The organism is Mycobacterium sp. NGS39 (genome assembly GCF_059812765.1).
Genome location: NZ_JCALDH010000003.1, coordinates 333,088 through 351,906 on the forward strand (window position 1 = coordinate 333,088; position 18,819 = coordinate 351,906).

An 18,819-nucleotide genomic window follows, 5' to 3' on the forward strand; every position below is an offset into this window, starting at 1 on the left:
GATTAGCTCCCCGGCGTCGGCGCACTGCTTGTTGCTGGGTTGACTAATCGCGTGACGTCTGTGGAACGAGGTTGTCGACGATCAATCCGATGGTGAAGTCGAAGCGTTCGTGTTCGACTCCGGATGTAAGTTCGTTGGCGTAGCGGCGCGTGTTGGGGAAGGCGTTCTCGGGCAGCGCCTGCAGACGGCCGATGAGGTCCACGTGGCTCACCACCCACGTGTCATTGGGGTCCTTTTGACGCTGGCGGACTATGGAACGTTCCAGGGCGTAGCCGGCGACGTATAGCGACAGCGCGTCGATCGTCCACGCTGCGACCTGCGGCTCGATGCCTCCAGCCAGCAGGATGCTGAGCATCGTCTCGTTGACCCGAGCGGTATGGAGGTTGCCTGGAACCATTGCGAGCGCGGCGCGGGAGATGCCCGGGTAGGCCAGATACTGATCCCTGATCTGCGCGCACACATCGCGAATCTGTTCACGCCAGCGGCCAGGATCGGGTGCGGGCAGTACCAGCCGGGAACACAGGTAGCCGATCAGCAGGTCGTCGAGGTCGGCCTTGGTGGAGATGTGGGCATACAGCGAAGACGGACCCGTGTTGAGCACGTTGGCTACGCGCCGGATCGTCAAGGCGTCATAACCCTGCCTGCCGACGACCTGCAAAGCGGCAGCGGTGATCCGCTCGAGGGTGATCGGCGGCTTTCGCGGCGCGGCGGCACCGCCCGCCTTGCCCCTGGCCGGGAGGCGCCGCTGTGCATCGCGGCGCTCAGATCGGGAGGCCATTGCGCCATTCTAGATTGACACGAACTTAGTTCGTCGCGTACAAACGGTTCCACATCGACGAACTAAGTTCGTCAAGCGCCTTAGAGGATGTGCCATGTCCCGGAACGTTGCCTTGATCACCGGCGCGAGCCGTCCGCTCGGGCTTGGCTTCGCCGTTGCGAGACAGCTTGCCGGACTGGGCTATCACGTCGTGCTGACAGCCCGCGACGCCACCCGCGCGGAACCGTTGGCTCAACAGTTGCGCCACGACGGGTATAGAGCTACAGCGCTGGCCCTTGATCTGGCCGATCAAACCAGCATCTGCGAGGCCGCCGGTTATCTCACTGCGACCTTCGACCGACTCGACGCTTTGATCAACAACGCCAGCGTCATGCCCGATTTCGCAACACTTTCCGCGCTAGACGCCGACCTCGATGCCGTGCGCTCAGCGCTGGAGGTCGACGTGATCGGCCCGTGGGCGCTGGTGCAGGCGCTGCTGCCGTTATTGGTCGCTGCGCCCGCGGCCCGGATCGTCAACGTGTCCAGTGTTTCTGCGCTGCAGCTCGAGACCGGACTCGATTTAGGCGCCAGCCTTCGCGCGCCGGCCTACTCAATGGCCAAGCACATGCTCAACGCGTTGACCGTTGCCCTGTCCCGTGCCTTTCGCGACACCCCGATCCTTGTCAACGCCGTCGATCCCGGTGAAACCGCCACCCACCCCGAACGCGGCGACGACGCCGACCGGCCCGCGGCCGACAGTGCCCGCGGCATCGTCTGGGCTGCCACGCTCGGGGCTGGCGGACCATCCGGAGAACTCTTCCGCGACCAACAACCACTTCTTCGGCGCCATGAGTGAAGGGACGCACCCGGCACGCCGGTGGTGGATTTTGGCCGTGATCTGCCTGGCCCAGCTGCTGGACGTGCTCGACGTCACGATCGTCACCATCGCGCTGCCCGACGCGCAGAAAGATCTAAGCTTTTCCCTCGGCGACCGACAGTGGATCGTCACGGCCTACTCGTTGGCCTTCGGCGCCCTGCTATTGCCTTTCGGCCGGGTCAGTGACCTGCTCGGACGCCGAGCGATGCTGCTGATCGGCCTGACGGTCTTCGCCGGGGCGTCGGCACTTGGGGGTGCCGCACCGGGATTTGCGGTGCTCGTCGCTGCGCGCGCCGCCCAGGGTGCGGCCGCGGCGATGATCGCCCCGGCCGCACTTGCGCTGCTGTCGACAACCTTCACTCGTCCCACAGAGCGCGCCACCGCTTTCGCCGTTTTTGGCGGCGTGTCGGGATCCGGAGCGGCCATCGGCATGCTGCTCGGCGGTGTGCTCACCAACTATCTCGGCTGGCGCTCGACACTTTTCGTCAACGTCGCAATCAGCCTCGTTGCACTCACCGGCGCCGCCGCCCTAATCACACGCCCACCCAAGACCTTTCACCGCCCCAGCGTCGACCTACCCGACACCGTCATCGCCTCGGCGGGGCTGTTCGCCATCGTCTACGGCCTCTCCAACGCGGAATCACACTCCTGGACGGCGCCGAACACCTGGGCATTCCTAGCCGGCGGCACCCTCCTGGTCGCAATCTTCATGTGGCGCCAGACCCGCGCCGCACACCCGCTACTGCCACCACACGTCATCATCGACCCCACCCGCGGCGGCGCCTACCTCGCAATCTTCATCGGCGGCATCGGCCTGTTCGGCACGTTTTTGTTCCTGAACTACTACATGCAACAGACCCTGCACTATTCGCCCATCACCACCGGGTTCGCATTCCTGCCGATGGTCGCCACCCTCGCGATTACCGGGGGTGTGTGCACCACGCAGCTCTACCCCCGCATCGGCGCGAGGCCCACCGTCGTCGTGGGCATGCTCACCGCCGCCAGTGCGATGCTGTGGCTCACCCGCATCAGCGCCCAAAGCACCTACAGCGCGAACCTTCTGCTACCTCTGATGCTTTTCGGTATCGGCATCGGCGCCATCATCGCCCCCGCCATGAACGCGGGCACCACCGAAATCGAACCGCGTGACGCCGGTATCGCCTCGGCCACCATGAACGTCGCCCAGCAGCTCGGCGGGTCCATCGGTACCGCATTCTTGAACTCGATCGCCGCCTCGGCGCTCGCGCGTCACGCGGCCAGCACCGACGCCACAAACATGGCAGTGCGCGCCTACGGCGTCATTCACAGCTACACCGTCGCGTTCTGGGCCTCAAGTGCCATCCTCGCCACTGGCGCCATAGCCTGCGGCCTCATCATGCCGAGCGGCAAACCGAGCCATGAGCCGACCGTCGCGACACCGACTTAACACGGCGTCCACAACTCTGTTAACGATTCGTGGGGGGCTGAACAGAGATGCCGCCACCCCAGACGGGGCAGCCGTTGCCACGCGCACAGAATGTCACACAGCGCGGTTGCGCATTCGCCGGTTCAGTGAGGGAGAGCATGACGGCGTCGGAGGACTCGACCGCGAGCGCGGGCCGGATCGCGGCGCTGGCCGTGCCGGCACTCGGCGTGCTGGCAGCCGAGCCGCTGTATCTGCTTTTCGACACCGCGGTCGTCGGCCGTCTCGGGGCGTTGGCGCTGGCGGGTCTGGCGATCGGTGGACTGATCGTCAACATGGTGGGTTCGGGCCTGGTCTTTCTGTCCTACGGCACCACGGCAAGGTCAGCCCGCTATTTCGGTGCCGCAGACCGGGCGGCGGCGGTCCGCGAAGGCGTGCAGGCCACCTGGCTGGCCTTGGCACTGGGCGTGTTGTTCGTGGCTGCGGTGCAGGCGGCCGCGGTGCCGGTCGTGTCCGCGATTGCGTCGAAGCCGCCCATCGCCGACGAAGCGCTGTCGTGGCTGCGGATCGCCGTACTGGCCGCCCCGGCGATGCTGATGTCGCTGGCCGGCAACGGCTGGATGCGGGGCGTGCAGGACACTGTGCGGCCGCTGCGGTACGTCGTGATCGGATTCGCGGTGTCGGCGGTGCTGTGCCCGCTGCTGGTGTTTGGCTGGGTGGGCCTGCCCCGCTTGGAGCTGGCCGGCTCGGCCGTCGCGAACCTGGTCGGGCAGTGGGTTGCCGCGCTCTTGTTCGCTCGGGCGTTGCTGGTCGAACGAGTACCGCTCGGGGTCGACTGGCGGGTATTGCGAGCCCAGGTGGTCATGGGCCGCGACCTGTTGGTGCGCACACTGGCATTTCAGGTGTGCTTCGTGTCGGCCGCTGCGGTGGCGGCCCGGTTCGGAGCGGTGGCGGTGGCCGCGCACCAGGTGGCGCTGCAGTTGTGGAATTTCCTTGCGCTCGTGCTGGATTCGCTTGCCATCGCGGCGCAGTCACTGGTCGGCGCCGCGCTGGGGGCGGGACGGGCAAAGCACGCCAAGTCGGTGGCGTGGCAAGTGACGACGTTCTCCGCGGTCGCAGCCACAGTGCTGGCGGTGGTGCTGGCGGCGGGTGTTGCGGTGGTGCCGAAGCTGTTCACTGACGATCGGGCCGTGCTCGACGCCGTCGGCGTGCCGTGGTGGTTCCTCGTGGCTCAGCTACCGGTCGCCGGAGTGGTGTTCGGCCTCGACGGTGTGTTGTTGGGCGCCGGCGATGCGAAATTCATGCGCAATGCAACAGTGCTCAGCGCGCTGCTCGGCTTCCTGCCGCTGATCTGGCTGTCGCTGGTCTTCGGCTGGGGCTTGGCCGGTATCTGGGCCGGGTTGTCGGCGTTCATCGTGCTGCGATTGATGTTCGTGGGTTGGCGGGCGCTTTCCGGCCGCTGGGCCGTCCCCGGCACCGGTTGACACTGCGACGCCGCCGGTCACCACCTCACGGCGTACGCCGGAGCGGCGGCGGACATCTGGTCCGCCAGCCGCTCGAGGCGGGCGATGCGCTCGCGCATCGGCGGATGTGTGGAAAACAATGCTTCCAATCCCTCGCCGCGCAGTGGGTTCGCGATCATCAGATGTGCGGTGCTGGCCAACTGCCCTTCTGCCGGCAACGGCATCAGTCGAGTTCCGGCGTGGATCTTCTTCAGCGCGCTGGCCAGCGCGCCCGGATCGTGGCTCAGCATCGCGCCGTCGGCGTCCGCGGCGAGTTCTCGGCTCCTGCTCACGGCCAATTGGATCAGGGTGGCCGCCACGGGCGCCAGGATCAGCGTCAGCACGCTTCCGAGCAAGCCCGGCCCGTCGTCGTCGTCGCTGGACCCGATCGGCATGAACCACGCCAGATCGGCCAGCATCGTCACCATGCCGGCAAGGGCAGCCGCAATGGTCGACGTCAAGATGTCGCGGTTGTACACGTGCGCCAGCTCGTGGCCCAGCACCGCCCGAAGCTCACGGGCGCTCAGCAGCTCGAGGATGCCCTCGGTGACGCACACCGCCGCATGCCTGGGGTTTCGCCCGGTCGCGAAAGCGTTGGGCTGCCGGATCGGGCTGATGTACAGCCTCGGCATGGGTTGGCCTGCCTGCGTCGACAATTCAGCCACCATGGCGTGAAGCTGGGGAGCCTCGGCCCTGCTCAACGGCCGCGCCCGCATCGCCCGCAGGGCGACGGTGTCGCCGCGGAAGTAGAGGACGAGGTTGATGGCGATGGAGATCGCGGCGGCGATCACGAGCCCCGTGCCACCACCCAGCCAGTGCCCGGCCAGCAAGATCAGCCCGGTGAGCAAGCCCAGCAAGGCGGCTGTCTTCACTCCGTTGGTGTAACGGTGCACGTGCGATACCTCCTTCACGGTCTTCTCGCATACATCAACGCCAGCCGCCCGATGCTGCATTTCCTCCGGAAGCCGTTGCCGCGCAGTCTAATTCGCACAAAAAAAGGGGCCGGCTGCTGCCGGCACCTTGTGTGAACACACTGAGGCGCTGATCGACTCGGCCGCGGACTTCGTCACCGTGTCGCCGGGCGGGCGGATGCGCACGCGAGGCGCGTCCTCGCGGATGGCGCCGTAACCGGTCTGGCCGCGTCCGGTTGCCATTGCGTTTGATCGCCGTCCCCAACCTCCCGCAGCGTCTCAGCACGGACTTCGGGCGGTGACCGCTCCAGCGGGCGGCTGTGGGCGGTCACCCACACACTGGCACCCGTAGAGATCAGGCGCTGATGGCTTGCTTTTCCTTCAGGCCGGTAGCCACCTCGATCTTGCGCGGCTTGGCCTGTTCGGCCACCGGGATCGTCAGCCGCAGCACGCCCTCGGTGTAGTCGGCCTTGATGTTGTCGACATCGAGACCGCTGCCGAGGTAGATCTGTCGGCTGAACACGCCGTGCGGGCGTTCGGAGGCCAGCCACTGTCGGTTGTCCTCCGCGGCGGGCCGTTGCGCGCGCACCGTCAGCACGTCGTTCTCGACATTGATATCGATTGAATCGGCATGTGCGCCGGGCAGATCGAGTTCCACGACGAACTGCTCGTTGTCGCGCCAAATGTCCATCGGCATGACCGCGGGACGAGCCGGTGCGCCTACCGCGCCGCCGAGTAGCTGCTGGGTCAGACGGTCGACGTCACGGAAGAACGGGTCCAACTTCAGCATGATTACCACCTCCTTCGAGCGTCTCGTTCGTTTCTCGTTCTTTCGCCATCGATAACCTGTATCTGCCGCAACATATTCCGATCCGGACTTGTCTAGGCGAGGCAGTCTGCACAGACCGGCTTGTCGTTCGACATCCGGGCGAGCCGGCTGCGGTGCTGCACCAAAAAACAACTGGAACAAGTGAATTCGTCGGCCTTCTTTGGAATCACCCGCACTGCCAACTCTTCGCTGGACAGGTCCGCTCCAGGCAGTTCGAAGGTCTCCGCCAGTTCTGCTTCGTCCGCATCGAGATCAGGCGGGGCCTCGGCACGCCGGGCCGCCAGGTCCTCCAGCGAGGCGTCGTCCGCGTCGTCGATCTCCAGACGCCGCGGCGCGTCGTAATCAGTGGTCATCGCTTTCCCGTCGTCGTGAGTGCACCAGAGCAGGAAGTGTGCAACGCCTCAATCCCGATCGCCTGCACCCGGCGAGGCAAAAAACCCTGCAATCGCTCGTGCTACCGGTACGAACTCAGCCAAGCTCGTCGGGCGTCGCGACGATCTCGAACAGGTCAGTCAACGCCGCGTCGGCCAGCGCCGACGCGACCGGGCCGCGATGCGCTCCGACGAGGCAGAAGCCGATGTCCGATTCGCCGGCCTGCGCGGCCGCAGCCGTCAGCGCATCGAGGCCGTCGACGTCGATGCTCGTGACACCGCCGAGTTCGAGTACCAGCGAATTGGGGCACCGCGTCAGCTCCGCGGCGAGCACCCGGCGCGTCTCTCTGGCGGCGTCTGACTGCAGCGCGCCGCTGACGTGCACCACGCTGGTGTCGGCAGAGAGCCGTTCGACCTGTACGCGGAATAGCCCGAGCCGACCAGGATCGTCGAACGATCGGTGACTCATTGCGCCTCCCGGCGTGCGGTAGCCGTCGGTGATGCGAAGCATTGTGCGCCGCGCGCACACGCCGGCACGCCGTCCTCGCAGATTGAAACACGACCTGGCGGATTGACCCGGATGGTCAGCCAAACCGCTCAGGCGGAGATGTTGGGGGCGAGGAAACGCCAGGCGCGGGTGGCCGCGTGCAAGTTGAAGCGGGTGTCGACGTCACGCAGGTCGTAGCCGGTCAGCTCGCCGATGCGGCGCAGCCGGTAGCGCAGGGTGCTGCGGTGTACGTGCAGGGCCGCGGCGGTTTCGTCGTAGTTACCACCGCATTCCAGGTACTGGCTCAGTGTCGGCACGAACGCAGATCCCTTGTGCTCGTCGTACTCGAGCAGGGTTCCCAGCCATTCGCGCACGTAGTCTTCGACGGAACCGGTGGCCGACGCAGCGTCGATGAGCCGGTAGAACCCGAGTTCGTCGTACGCCGATGCGCCCTGCGGTTCTGACGAATGCAACCTGATGTCAAGCGCCCGAACGGCTTTGGTGAAGGAGGCGGGGAAGTCGGCCGGGCTCTGGCAGCGAGAGCCGATCCCGATCACGGCCGCTGTGTCGCCGAGCCGGTGGCTGACCGCGCGGTGCAGCGCCTGGGGCTCCGGGCGATTGTCCACCAGCATTACCAACATGCCGTCGCGGTGGCCGTGAAAGTAGTCCAGGTGCAGCGCCGTGGCGGCCTGAGTTACGGCGGCCGACAGATCATGTTCGCTGGCGTGAGGGTGACGCACGACGACGACGTAGTGGGCCCCTCGCAAGTCATGCCCAAGTGCGTCGCCTCGGGCGTAAGCCCCGGCGGTGTCGCTTCCGGCCAGCAGATCGTCGAGCAGCTCGCGCCGAAGCTTCAACTCAGTCTCGGCGATGGTGCGCTGATGGGAAAGCTCCAATCCGAGCATGGTGGCTGCGAATTGCAGAGCCGAGAGGTCGTCGTCGTCGGCACGGTGGTGTGGATCGACGAGGGACACCACGCCCAGTACTTCTCCGCGCGCCTGCACCAGAACCGACATCCTGTCTTTGACGCGCAGCGGCCCGGCGTGCGCCGCCAGCGTGTGCAGCAGCCGGTGTCGCCGGGTGGTGTCCGGTTTGGGGTAGCGATGCGGTCGCGGGCCACCCGCCCACGCGGACAGGTTGCCGAACCGGTCCTCTACACAGACGACGAGCCCCGTCAGCTGGGCAAGCATGTCGGCGATGCCCGGTACCCCGGCGCCGACGGCACCGGTAAGCGCGTCATACCTCGCGGTGCACATTCGCAGTCGTCGCACGGTGTTCGCCAGCTTTTCCTCGGTCTGTTGTAGCCGGCGGGCCAACATGGTGGCGTCGGAATCTCCTGCAGGAGAGAGCATTTCGTTGTTCATGGCAGGTTAGTCATGCGTCGAGTGTTCCCCGGGTCGTAATTGAGGGTGCCCTGACCTCAGCCGGCGGACGACTCACTGTCCGGCATCATCACCGCGAACACGGGCACCTGCGAACCAGAGCGCTGCTCGCGGGTTACCCGGATGTGGCCAAAGAATGCGCAGAGGGCCGGTCGGGAAATCTCGACGGGCCGACGGTCTCCTCCCGCTGGCGCGGCTGGATGTTCAACCGCCTGCAGGGTGTAGCCCATTATGCCCAGTCGCCGGCCGAAGGTCAGCGGATATCCGCTTCGCCGACAGCGGAATCGGATGGCACGCCCGTCCCGATCTTCGACTGGTGCTGACAGGACGAGCGGTGCGCCGGATTCTCGGCCCCTCGGGAGCACGCGCCGACAACGCACTCGTTGCCAGACTTCGTATCGCGGCACATTCGGGTCTGCTGTCGACCGCTGGCCGCGATTGAACGATGCACGTCCGGGCCCTCGAAGAACGGGAGTGTCATGACTGACGGAACGACGGTGAACGGTTCGGCCACGCCGCCGCATCAGCGCGCCCGCGAAGTGGTTGCGACGTTCGAGCGGTATGCCGATGCGGAGCGCGCTGTCGACCGCCTCTCCGACGATGGGTTCCCGGTCGAACGGGTAGCGATCGTCGGACGTGAGCTGCAACTGGTGGAACAGGTGTTGGGCCGGATGAACTACGGCGGGGCGGCGCTGCGTGGCGCTGTTTCGGGCGCTCTGGTCGGCGCTCTGATCGGCTGGATCTTCGGCATTTTCAGCTTGGTGCAGCCGTTGATCGCCGGGCTGGTACTGGCGGGGTATGGGCTGGTGTTCGGTGCGATCGTCGGTGCGCTGGGTGGCCTCGCGGTGCATGCATTGCAGCGGGGCCGCCGTGATTTTGACGCGATCAGCGGCCTGGTGCCGCGCTACTATGACGTCGTCGCCGACGTCGATGTCGCCGAGCAGGCTCGAGGGCTGCTGGGCAACCACAACGCGAAGGGAGTTGGCTGATGGCAACCGCGGTAGGTATCGACCTGGGCACCACGAACTCGGTGATCGCGGCCTGGCAGGGGGGCGAGCCGGTGGTGATCGCCAATGCGGAAGGGTCGCGCACGACCCCGTCGGTGGTGGCCTTTACCGAAAGCGGCGAACGCCTCGTCGGGCAACTGGCTCGCCGGCAATCGATCATGAACCCGAAAGGCACTATCTACTCGGCGAAGCGCTTCATCGGCCGGCGCTTCGACGAGATTTCTGAAGAGGCCAAGGCGGTCAGCTTCGACGTCGTGGCGGGCGACAACGGCGCGGCGCGCTTCGAGGTGCGCGGCAAGCAGTACGCCCCGGAGGAGATCAGCGCGCTGGTGTTGCGCAAGCTCGTTGACGACGCCAGCAAGTACCTGGGCGAACGGGTCAAGGAGGCGGTGATCACCGTCCCGGCGTACTTCAACGACGCCCAGCGCAACGCCACCAAGGACGCCGGCCGCATCGCCGGGCTGGAGGTGCTGCGCATCATCAACGAGCCCACCGCCGCGGCGCTGGCCTACGGACTGGACAAGAAGACCCACGAGACGGTCCTGGTGTTCGACCTCGGCGGCGGCACCTTCGACGTCAGCCTGCTCGACGTCGGTGACGGCGTCGTGGAAGTCCGTGCCACTGCGGGTGATTCGCATCTGGGCGGCGACGACTTCGACCGCCGGCTCGTCGACTACCTGGCCGGCGAGTTCCAGCGCGAGTACGGCATCGACCTGCGCAAGGACCCCCAAGCGCTGCAGCGGCTGTTCGAGGCGGCCGAGAAGGCCAAGGTGGAGTTGTCGTCGGTGACGCAGACCCAGATCAATCTGCCCTTCATCACCGCCGATGCCAGCGGGCCCAAGCATCTTGCGACCACGATCATGCGGTCGAAGTTCGAGGACCTCACAGCCGACCTGGTCGAGCGCTGCATGGGACCGGTGAAGCAGGCGATGGGCGATGCGAAGGTCACCGCCAACGACATCGACGAGGTGATCCTGGTCGGCGGGTCGACCCGGATCCCAGCGGTGCAAGCTCTGGTGCGGCGGCTCACCGGCGGCAAGGACCCGAACATGAGCGTGAACCCCGACGAGGTGGTCGCGCTCGGGGCGGCCGTGCAGGCCGGGGTGCTCAAGGGCGAAGTGTCCGACGTGCTGCTCCTCGACGTCACGCCGCTGTCGCTGGGCGTGGAGACTCGCGGCGGCGTCATGACGAAGATCATCGAGCGCAACACCACCATCCCGGCACGCCGCAGCGAGATCTTCACCACCGCCGAAGACAACCAACCATCGGTGGAGGTTGTCGTCTTACAGGGCGAACGCGAAATGGCAAGGGACAACCGCGTTTTAGGTCGGTTCACGCTGCAGAACATCCGGCCCGCCCCGCGCGGCGAGCCACAAATCGAGGTTGTCTTCGACATCGACGCGAACGGTATCCTCAACGTGACCGCACGGGACAAGGACACCGGCGCCGAACAGACCATCACGATCAGCGGGCAGTCCAACCTTGACCAGCGCGAGGTGGAGCGCATGGTTTCCGAAGCAGAGGCGCACCGGCGCGAGGACGAGCAGCTGCGCCGTGAGGTCGAGGCCCGCAACGAACTCGATTCGACCGCATACCAGGTGGAACGCCGCCTGGCCCAGCTCGGCGACTCCGTTGCGCCGCACGAGAAGGCGCGTGCGGAGATGCTGATCTCCGATGCCCGCGAAGCGGTGAAGGACCAGGCGCCGATGGACCGGGTGCAGTCGCTGACGTCGGAGCTGCAGCAGCTGTTGTACGGACTCGGGGCCAGCGCGTCCGGCGGCAACGGTGGTCAGCCGTCCGGCGGAGCCGCACCGGGGCCCAGTGGTGACGACGTGGTCGACGCCGAATTCGACCGGAGCTGACCGGATTCATGGGCAGCCCCGCCGAGCAGTCGAGCAGCGATCGGCACCCCGACGACGATCGGCCGGTCATGGAAAGCCCTGTGCCCGAACCCGATACCGATGCGGAGTTGGCGCGCCTGGAAGACCGCTGGCGGCGCGCCGTCGCCGACTTGGACAATCTGCGCAAGCGCTATGCCCGCGAACTGGAGCGCGAACGCAGCGCAGAACGCAGCCGCGTGGCGGTCGCTTTCCTGCCGGTCGTCGACAACCTGGAACGGGCGATTGGTCATGCGGCGGAGAGTTCGGATCCCGTGATCGCCGGTGTGCGTGCGGTATTGGATCAGGCGCTGGCGGTGCTGGCGCAGCTGGGCTACCCCCGTGATGCCGAGACCGGCGTGCCGTTCGACCCGCAGCGCCATGAAGTGGTCAGTGTGGTCGGTGCCGACGACCAAGAGCCCGGCACCGTCGTGGAGGTGCTGCGGCCCGGTTACGGCACCGGCACACAACAGCTTCGACCGGCGGCGGTGGTGGTCACCGGCCGGAAGGAGTGACGCCCTGTGGCCACCGACTACTACCAGGTGCTGGGCGTATCCCGCGACGCCAGCGCCGAGCAGATCCAACAGGCGTTTCGCACGCTGGCGCGCCGCTACCACCCGGACGTGAACAAAGAGCCGGGTGCCGAGGAACGGTTCAAGCAGATCAACGAGGCCTACCACGTGCTCTCGGATCCCAAGACCCGCAAGCGGTACGACCGCTTCGGGGAAGACTTCCGCCGGATACCCGAGGACTACGACGAGCGTGTGGGTGCGGGATTCGGCGCGAGCGGCCCTGGCGGCCCTCGGGTGCACTTCGGCCAAGGCTTCGACGATTTCAGCGGCGTCGGCTTCGACGACCTGTTTGGCGGCTTGTTCGGACGCAGCAGTGGCGGGTTCGGGCCGATCCCAGGAGCCGACCAGCAGGCCGAATTGGAGTTGACCGTCGAGGAGGCGTACCGCGGCGGCAAGCGCCAGATCACGCTCGACGGGCGTACCTACACGGTCAATATCCCGCGCGGGGTGACCGAAGGCCAGCGCATCCGGCTGGCCGGCGAGGGCGGCCGCGGCACCGGCAACGCGCCGCCCGGCGACCTTTATCTGATCGTGCGCATCCGCCCGGATGCCCGGTTCCGGCTCGACGGTCGCGACATCATCGTCGATCTCCCCGTTTCCCCGTGGGAGGCGGTGCTCGGCGCGACGGTCGCGGTGCGCACTCCCAGCGGCGAGGCCAAGGTGAAGGTGCCGCCCGGGTCGTCGACCGGCAGGCGGCTACGGCTGCGCGGGGAGGGCATGCCCAATCCGCGGGGCAAGCCCGGCGATCTCTACGCAGAGATCAAGGTCGTCGTGCCGTCCCACCCGACGCAGCGCGAACGGCAACTGTTCGAGCAGTTGGCCGCCGAGTCACACTTCGACCCGAGGAGGGCGCCGTGACATCAGGGGGCTCACCTCGCTACGTGCTGACCCGTCGGCCCGTGCTCGGGCTGGATGCGTTTTCCCACCGTGCGGGCCTGCACCCGGACATGGTGCGCCGCTATGTGGCGCTCGGTCTGCTGCAGGGCCGGACCGATGGACGCGGCGAGCTGTGGTTCGAGCCCTCTGCGCTGGCCGTGGTCGCGCGCATCCAGCGGTTACGCGCGGGCCTCGGGCTGAACTATGCCGCGATCGGGTTGGTGCTCGACCTGCTTGACCGTATCGACGAACTGGAAACCGCTTCTCGGGTAAGGAGAGCCGCGACGTGGACATCAATCGATTGACGCAGAAGTCTCAGGAGGCGTTGCAGGAGGCTCAGGCCCTCGCGACGCGGATGGGCCACACCGAGATCGACGGCGAGCACCTGCTGTTGGCGCTGATTGACCAGCCTGACGGATTAGTGCCGCGGCTGCTCGCCCAGGGCGGGGCGGATCCCGCAGCGGTCCACGCCGACGCGGAGCGTGAGCTGAACCGGCGCCCCGCGGTCAGCGGCCCGGGCGCGTCACCGGGGCAGGTGATGATGACCCGGCGCCTGGCGAACCTGCTCGAATCCGCGCAGCGCGAGGCCAAGCGCCTCAAAGACGAGTACGTGTCCGTCGAGCACCTGATGCTCGCGCTGGCCGAAGAGGGCTCCGCCTCGGCTGCCGGACGAATTCTGGCGTCGCACAAGGTTACTCGGGACTCCTTCCTGGCCGCGCTGACGAAGGTGCGCGGCAACCAGCGGGTCACCTCCGCCACCCCGGAGGGCTCTTACGAGGCGCTGGAGAAGTACGGGCGCGACTTGGTCGCCGAGGCCCGTGCCGGCAAGCTGGACCCGGTGATCGGCCGGGACGCCGAGATCCGAAGGGTGATCCAGATCCTGAGCCGCAAGACCAAGAACAACCCAGTGCTCATCGGCGATCCTGGCGTCGGCAAAACGGCGATCGTCGAGGGGCTCGCGCAGCGGATCGTGCGGGGCGACGTTCCGGAAGGCTTGCGCGACAAGACGATTTTCGCCCTCGACATGGGTTCGCTGGTGGCCGGTGCGAAGTACCGCGGCGAGTTCGAGGAGAGGCTGCAGGCGGTGCTCAACGAGGTCAAAGCTGGCGAGGGCCGCATCCTGCTGTTCGTCGACGAGCTGCACACCGTTGTGGGCGCCGGTGCCGCGGAGGGCTCTTTGGACGCCGGCAACATGCTCAAGCCGATGTTGGCGCGCGGTGAGCTGCACATGATCGGCGCCACCACGCTCGACGAATACCGCAAGCACATCGAACACGACGCCGCGCTGGAGCGCCGCTTCCAGACGGTGTTGGTCGACGAACCCGACGTCGAAGACACCATCTCGATTCTGCGGGGACTGCGCGAGCGGCTGGAGATTTTCCACGGTGTGCGCATCCAGGACGGTGCGCTGGTGGCCGCCGCGACGCTGTCGCACCGCTACATCACCGACCGCTTCCTGCCCGACAAGGCGATCGACCTGGTGGACGAGGCGTGCGCGCGGCTGCGTACCGAAATCGACTCGATGCCAGCCGAATTGGACGAACTCACGCGGCGCGTCACCCGGCTGGAGATCGAAGAGGCGGCGCTGGCCAAGGAAACCGACGCGGCCAGCAAGGCGCGATTGGAGGATCTGCGCAAGGAACTGGCGGACCTGCGGGCCGAAGCCGACGCCCGCAACGCGCAGTGGGAAGCCGAACGCCAGGCGATCAGGCGGGTCCAAGAGCTGCGCGGACAGCTCGAACAGCTGCGCCACGAAGCTGAGGAAGCCGAGCGAAACTATGACCTGAACAGGGCTGCCGAACTGCGCTATGGTCGCATCGCCGATGTGGAACGGCGACTGGAAGCCGCCGAGCAGCAACTGCACAGCAAGCAGGGCGACCGGCCGCTGTTGCGCGAAGTGGTGACGGAAGACGAGATCGCCGAGATTGTGTCGGCGTGGACCGGCATCCCAGTGGCTCGCTTGCAAGAAGGTGAACGCGAGAAGCTGCTGCGCCTCGACGAGATCCTGCACGAGCGAGTCATCGGTCAGGACGAGGCCGTGCAGTTGGTGGCGGACGCGATCATCCGGGCGAGGTCCGGGATCCGCGACCCGCGTCGGCCCATCGGGTCATTCATCTTCCTGGGACCCACCGGTGTCGGCAAGACTGAACTGGCGCGCACGCTCGCCGCGGCGTTGTTCGACAGCGAAGACAACATCGTGCGGCTGGATATGAGCGAATACCAGGAACGCCATACCGTGAGCCGGCTGGTCGGTGCACCGCCGGGCTATGTCGGCTACGAGGAGGGCGGCCAGCTTACGGAATCGGTGCGGCGCAAGCCTTATTCGGTCGTGCTGTTCGACGAGATCGAAAAGGCGCACGCCGATGTGTTCAACACGCTGCTGCAGGTGCTCGACGACGGCCGGCTCACCGATGCACAGGGCCGCCTGGTCGACTTCCGCAACACCGTGATCATCATGACGTCGAACATCGGGTCGCACTACCTGTTCGACGGTGTCAGCCCCGACGGCGAGATCAAACCCGACGCGCGGGAACGGGTGATGGCCGAATTGCGTGCGCATTTCCGGCCGGAATTCCTCAACCGGGTCGACGACATCGTGTTGTTCACGCCGTTGTCAATGCCGCAGATCGAGCAGATCGTCGAGCTGCAACTGGCGGAGCTGCGAAACCGCTTGGCGGAGCGGCAGATCGAGCTCGACATCACGCCCGACGCGCGCCGGCTGATCGCCGAGCACGGCTACGACCCGGTCTACGGGGCCCGGCCGTTGCGGCGCTACATCGCGCATGTGGTCGAGACACGTATCGGCCGGGCGCTGCTGCGGGGCGACATCGCAGCAGGCGGCAAGATCGCGCTGAGCGTGGATGACGGTGAGCTGGCGGTCGACTACGCCGAACCCGCTGCCGCGGTGTGAAAGCTTGGGCTCCAACCACATAACAACAACAACGACCACTCAACAACGACGATGAGGAGGGATCCAACTATGACGCTGCCGGTGCGACGTTCGGGCGGGGATGCCGACAGGTTCAGTCCCCTGCGGCAACTCGACGACCTCTACGCCGAGATGGACCGGCTGATGCAGTCAGTGATCAGTGCGGCGCCGGCAGACGGGTCGTGGATGCCCGCCGCCGACGTGATCGAGATGAAAGACGACTACGTTGTCGAGATCGAGCTGCCTGGGGTGCGATCCGAGGACGTCGACGTCGAGATGAACGGCAATGAACTGGTGGTCACCGGAGAGCTCAAGGAGCGCAAGCGCGAAGGGTTGTTCCGGCGCAAGACACGGCGGGTGGGCAACTTCGAGTACCGGGTCACGTTGCCGGCTGACATTCGTCAAGATGGGGTCACCGCGTCGCTCGCACACGGTGTGCTCACCGTGCAACTGCCCAAGGCCAAGAGCAATTCGCGCAAGATCGAGGTCACCACGTCGGAGTCGGCGTCGGGCTGAGCTACCGCCCGCCCGACTGCACAGTGACGAGCAGGTTGCGGGCGACATCGTGCAGCTTGACGTTGTGGTCCTGCGACTGCTTGACGAGCCGCTGGAACGCTTCGTCGGCACTGCAGCCGTGCAGCGCCATCAATACGCCTTTGGCTTGGTCGATCTCGGCTCGCGAGGTCAGCGCGCGTTCCAGTTGGGTGACGGTGTCACGGGACTGCTGCCAGCGCCGGGCATTGGTGATCGCCGCGCCGGCGGCCTCGGTGAACAGCCGCATCAATCCCTCGTCGAACGGGTCGAATGCCGTTGCGGTGTAGCTGTATACGTTCAGCGAGCCGACGAGTTCCAGGTGGTCGGGATCGCCGACGAGCAGCGGAACCGATAGGCACGCCCGCAGTCCCTGACGCTGGGCGGCTTCGCAGAACTGCGGCCAGCGCTCCGAGTGCTCGGTGATGCGGTCGCGCACTGGGCGACGCTGTTCGGCGCATTCGACGCTCGGTCCGCTGCCGGCCTCATGCTGCACGCGCTCGAGGCCGACCACTCGCTCGTCGGTGGCGGCAGCGGTGCGGAACTCGTCTCCGTCGAGCACGGTGATGGTGACGGCGTCGGCGCCGGGAATGGCTTGTGCCGCAGTCGATGCCACGCGCGCCAAGACGCTGTCCAAGTCTTCTTCGGCGGCGAAGATGTCGCGCAGTGCGCCGATGGCGTCCGACGTCGCATCCAACCGGATCAGCGGATCGGGGCGGCCGCCTTGGCGGTCGCCGGATTTGTCACTCACCTGTCATTCTTCTCTCGACGAGTTCGGAAAAAGCACGCCGAGGAGGGAATCGGATCCGGCGAGCCGGAGCGAGTCTGCACGCCATTGGCGATGCCTTCGGCTGCCAGCTCAACCGACAGAATCCTACTGGTCGCGAAGTATCAGTCGTGAACCTGCGCGCGGCCTCTCTTGATGACGGCCTCGCGGTTGGCTGCGATGTCGTCGCTGCTGGCGTTCGTGCGCAGCCATTGCTGTGCCGACTCCTGCTCGATCGCGAAGGCCTCGCGAGACTGCGCTTCGTCGATGCGGTGATACGACGCCAGATATGCGCGTACCGCGGCGCCGTTGTTGTTGACGATCGACGTGGCGACCGCCCGTGCGGTGCTCATCAGTTCGTCGTGCAGCACCACCTCGGTGACCAGCCCGATACGCAGCGCGTCATAGGCGTTCACGTAGTCGCCGGTGAGGCTCATCCGGTAGGCCATGCCGCGCCCGACCAGCTGCGGCAGCCGCACCGACATGCCCCAGCCGGGAAGCAGGCCGACCCGCGCGTGCGTGTCGGCGAATCGGGCGTTCTCCGAGGCGATCAGGATGTCACAGCTCAGCGCCAGCTCGAAGCCGCCGGTTACGCACACCCCGTTGATCGCACCGATCACGGGCTTGGACAGCGCCGGCCACCGCACCTTCGACAGGCTGTCGCGGGAATCGCCGAGGCTGGTGCTGATCTCCTTGAGGTCCACGCCGGCCGAGAACGCCGGATCGGTGCCGGTCAGGATCACCACGTCTACGTCGTCGTCGCTTTCCGCCTGAGCCAGCGCCGCGAACAGCTTGTCCTGCAGCTCCTTGCTGAGCGCATTGCGAACCCGCGGGCGGTTCAGCGTGAGCGTACGGATCCGGTCGGAGGTTTCGATGAGCAGGACGTCGTCGGACATCCGCTGAGCCTATCGTCGTGGACATGTGCCGAAACATCACCGAGCTGCGCGGGTTGCAACCCGCTGCCACCGACGAGGAGATCCAGGCCGCCGCCCGCCAGTACGTGCGCAAGGTCAGCGGAATCACCCGCCCGTCGGCCGCCAACGTGGACGCGTTCGAGACCGCGGTCGCCGAAGTCGCCGCGTCGACCTCGCGGCTGCTGTCACTGTTGCCGCCGCGCAAACAACCGCCGAAGACGGTGCCGCCGTTGCGTCGTCCGGAAGTGCGCGCCCGGCTGCGGGTATGACCCCGACGACGCCCGCGCTCAAGGAATGGAGCGCGGCGGTGCATGCGCTGCTCGACGGCCGCCAGACCGTGCTGTTGCGCAAGGGCGGTATCGGCGAGAAGCGCTTCGACGTGGCGGCGGACCGGTTTCTGCTGTTCCCGACGGTCGCCCACAGCCATGCCGAACGCGTGCGGCCCGAACACCGAGACTTGCTGGCCCCGGCGGCGGCAGACAGCGGAGAGGCCCACGTGGTAGTACGGGCCGGCGCGAGAGTGGTTGCCGCAGTGCAGGTTTCGCGGATCGACGGGTTGCAGGAGATCGAGCCGTTGCACATCTGGACCGACCGGTCGATCCGCGAGGACCGGCTCGACTTCCGCCCGAAGCACCGGCTGACTGTGCTGGTGGTGCAGGCTTGCCCGCTGACGAACCCGGTGCGGCTCGTTCGTACGGCCGATTACGCGGGCTGCACGAGTTGGGTGGAGCTACCGGTGCAGCCGACGTGGGGTCCGCCGGTACACGACGACGCGACGCTGCAGCGAATCGCCGAAGAAGTGCGCTGCGCACTGGATTAAAAGTTCGGC

20 protein-coding genes are annotated in these 18,819 nt (G+C 66.6%); 12 read left to right on the forward strand and 8 right to left on the reverse strand.

What is annotated here, in order from left to right:
- Positions 1-43: 43 nt before the first annotated feature.
- The gene (locus AC5Y39_RS06285; RefSeq protein ID WP_500016386.1) at positions 44-778 is read right to left on the reverse strand and encodes a TetR/AcrR family transcriptional regulator; all 735 of its coding nucleotides are present in this window, start codon (positions 776-778) and stop codon (positions 44-46) included.
- 94 nt (positions 779-872) lie between these two features.
- Here AC5Y39_RS06285 and AC5Y39_RS06290 point away from each other — a divergent pair, with 94 nt between their 5' ends.
- The 3 genes from AC5Y39_RS06290 (at position 873) to AC5Y39_RS06300 (ending at position 4,520) form a co-directional block, all read left to right on the forward strand.
- Complete coding sequence (locus tag AC5Y39_RS06290; RefSeq protein ID WP_500016387.1) at positions 873-1,613, forward strand: SDR family NAD(P)-dependent oxidoreductase; 741 nt, start codon at positions 873-875, stop codon at positions 1,611-1,613.
- Positions 1,606-3,060, forward strand: coding sequence for an MFS transporter (locus AC5Y39_RS06295; protein WP_500016388.1), 1,455 nt, complete (start codon positions 1,606-1,608; stop codon positions 3,058-3,060). Before AC5Y39_RS06290 ends, AC5Y39_RS06295 begins: the two co-directional genes overlap by 8 nt.
- Before the next feature lie 137 nt (positions 3,061-3,197).
- Complete coding sequence (locus AC5Y39_RS06300; protein ID WP_500016389.1) at positions 3,198-4,520, forward strand: MATE family efflux transporter; 1,323 nt, start codon at positions 3,198-3,200, stop codon at positions 4,518-4,520.
- A gap of 17 nt (positions 4,521-4,537) precedes the next feature.
- Here the strand turns inward: AC5Y39_RS06300 and AC5Y39_RS06305 are convergent, their stop codons facing one another.
- The 5 genes from AC5Y39_RS06305 to AC5Y39_RS06325 form a co-directional block, all read right to left on the reverse strand.
- Positions 4,538-5,431, reverse strand: a complete 894-nt coding sequence (locus tag AC5Y39_RS06305; RefSeq protein ID WP_500016390.1) for a M48 family metalloprotease — start codon at positions 5,429-5,431, stop codon at positions 4,538-4,540.
- Between the two features lie 373 nt (positions 5,432-5,804).
- Positions 5,805-6,248, reverse strand: coding sequence for an Hsp20/alpha crystallin family protein (locus AC5Y39_RS06310; RefSeq protein WP_500016391.1), 444 nt, complete (start codon positions 6,246-6,248; stop codon positions 5,805-5,807).
- A gap of 83 nt (positions 6,249-6,331) precedes the next feature.
- Entirely contained in the window at positions 6,332-6,631 is a 300-nt protein-coding gene (locus AC5Y39_RS06315; protein WP_500016392.1) for a DUF4193 domain-containing protein, read from the reverse strand.
- A gap of 115 nt (positions 6,632-6,746) precedes the next feature.
- On the reverse strand, positions 6,747-7,118 hold the full coding sequence (locus AC5Y39_RS06320) for an STAS domain-containing protein (RefSeq protein ID WP_500016393.1): 372 nt from the start codon (positions 7,116-7,118) through the stop codon (positions 6,747-6,749).
- 128 nt (positions 7,119-7,246) lie between these two features.
- Complete coding sequence (locus AC5Y39_RS06325) at positions 7,247-8,500, reverse strand: PucR family transcriptional regulator (protein ID WP_500016394.1); 1,254 nt, start codon at positions 8,498-8,500, stop codon at positions 7,247-7,249.
- A gap of 497 nt (positions 8,501-8,997) precedes the next feature.
- On the opposite strand from AC5Y39_RS06325, the gene AC5Y39_RS06330 reads away from it, so the two are divergent.
- From AC5Y39_RS06330 to AC5Y39_RS06360, 7 genes are all read left to right on the forward strand, one after another.
- Entirely contained in the window at positions 8,998-9,507 is a 510-nt protein-coding gene (locus AC5Y39_RS06330) for a YflT domain-containing protein (protein WP_500016395.1), read from the forward strand.
- Entirely contained in the window at positions 9,507-11,387 is a 1,881-nt protein-coding gene (gene dnaK, locus AC5Y39_RS06335; RefSeq protein WP_500016396.1) for a molecular chaperone DnaK, read from the forward strand. Before AC5Y39_RS06330 ends, dnaK begins: the two co-directional genes overlap by 1 nt.
- An 8-nt stretch (positions 11,388-11,395) precedes the next feature.
- Positions 11,396-11,917: a nucleotide exchange factor GrpE gene (locus AC5Y39_RS06340; protein WP_500016397.1), complete on the forward strand. Its 522-nt coding sequence runs from the start codon at positions 11,396-11,398 to the stop codon at positions 11,915-11,917.
- Between the two features lie 6 nt (positions 11,918-11,923).
- Complete coding sequence (locus AC5Y39_RS06345; protein WP_500016398.1) at positions 11,924-12,832, forward strand: DnaJ C-terminal domain-containing protein; 909 nt, start codon at positions 11,924-11,926, stop codon at positions 12,830-12,832.
- Positions 12,829-13,155 carry a chaperone modulator CbpM gene (locus AC5Y39_RS06350; protein WP_500016399.1) on the forward strand — a complete coding sequence of 109 codons (327 nt, stop codon included), beginning with the start codon at positions 12,829-12,831 and terminating at the stop codon, positions 13,153-13,155. Before AC5Y39_RS06345 ends, AC5Y39_RS06350 begins: the two co-directional genes overlap by 4 nt.
- Positions 13,137-15,761 (forward strand): ATP-dependent chaperone ClpB, encoded by a 2,625-nt coding sequence (clpB, locus tag AC5Y39_RS06355; protein WP_500016400.1) that lies wholly within the window; start codon positions 13,137-13,139, stop codon positions 15,759-15,761. The genes AC5Y39_RS06350 and clpB overlap by 19 nt, the downstream gene beginning before the upstream one ends.
- A 69-nt stretch (positions 15,762-15,830) precedes the next feature.
- Positions 15,831-16,295 carry an Hsp20/alpha crystallin family protein gene (locus AC5Y39_RS06360; RefSeq protein WP_500016401.1) on the forward strand — a complete coding sequence of 155 codons (465 nt, stop codon included), beginning with the start codon at positions 15,831-15,833 and terminating at the stop codon, positions 16,293-16,295.
- A gap of 1 nt (position 16,296) precedes the next feature.
- Here the strand turns inward: AC5Y39_RS06360 and AC5Y39_RS06365 are convergent, their stop codons facing one another.
- Both AC5Y39_RS06365 and AC5Y39_RS06370 read right to left on the reverse strand, forming a co-directional pair.
- Entirely contained in the window at positions 16,297-17,061 is a 765-nt protein-coding gene (locus tag AC5Y39_RS06365) for an ANTAR domain-containing protein (protein ID WP_500016402.1), read from the reverse strand.
- Between the two features lie 140 nt (positions 17,062-17,201).
- A complete protein-coding gene (locus AC5Y39_RS06370) occupies positions 17,202-17,972 on the reverse strand; it encodes an enoyl-CoA hydratase (protein WP_500016403.1) in 771 nt (256 codons plus the stop codon).
- 23 nt (positions 17,973-17,995) lie between these two features.
- Between AC5Y39_RS06370 and AC5Y39_RS06375 the strand changes: the two genes are divergently transcribed.
- Together AC5Y39_RS06375 and AC5Y39_RS06380 are read left to right on the forward strand one after the other, a co-directional pair.
- Positions 17,996-18,259 (forward strand): DUF2277 domain-containing protein, encoded by a 264-nt coding sequence (locus tag AC5Y39_RS06375; RefSeq protein ID WP_500016404.1) that lies wholly within the window; start codon positions 17,996-17,998, stop codon positions 18,257-18,259.
- The gene (locus AC5Y39_RS06380; RefSeq protein ID WP_500016405.1) at positions 18,256-18,810 is read left to right on the forward strand and encodes a DUF1802 family protein; all 555 of its coding nucleotides are present in this window, start codon (positions 18,256-18,258) and stop codon (positions 18,808-18,810) included. The genes AC5Y39_RS06375 and AC5Y39_RS06380 overlap by 4 nt, the downstream gene beginning before the upstream one ends.
- Positions 18,811-18,819 lie beyond the last annotated feature (9 nt).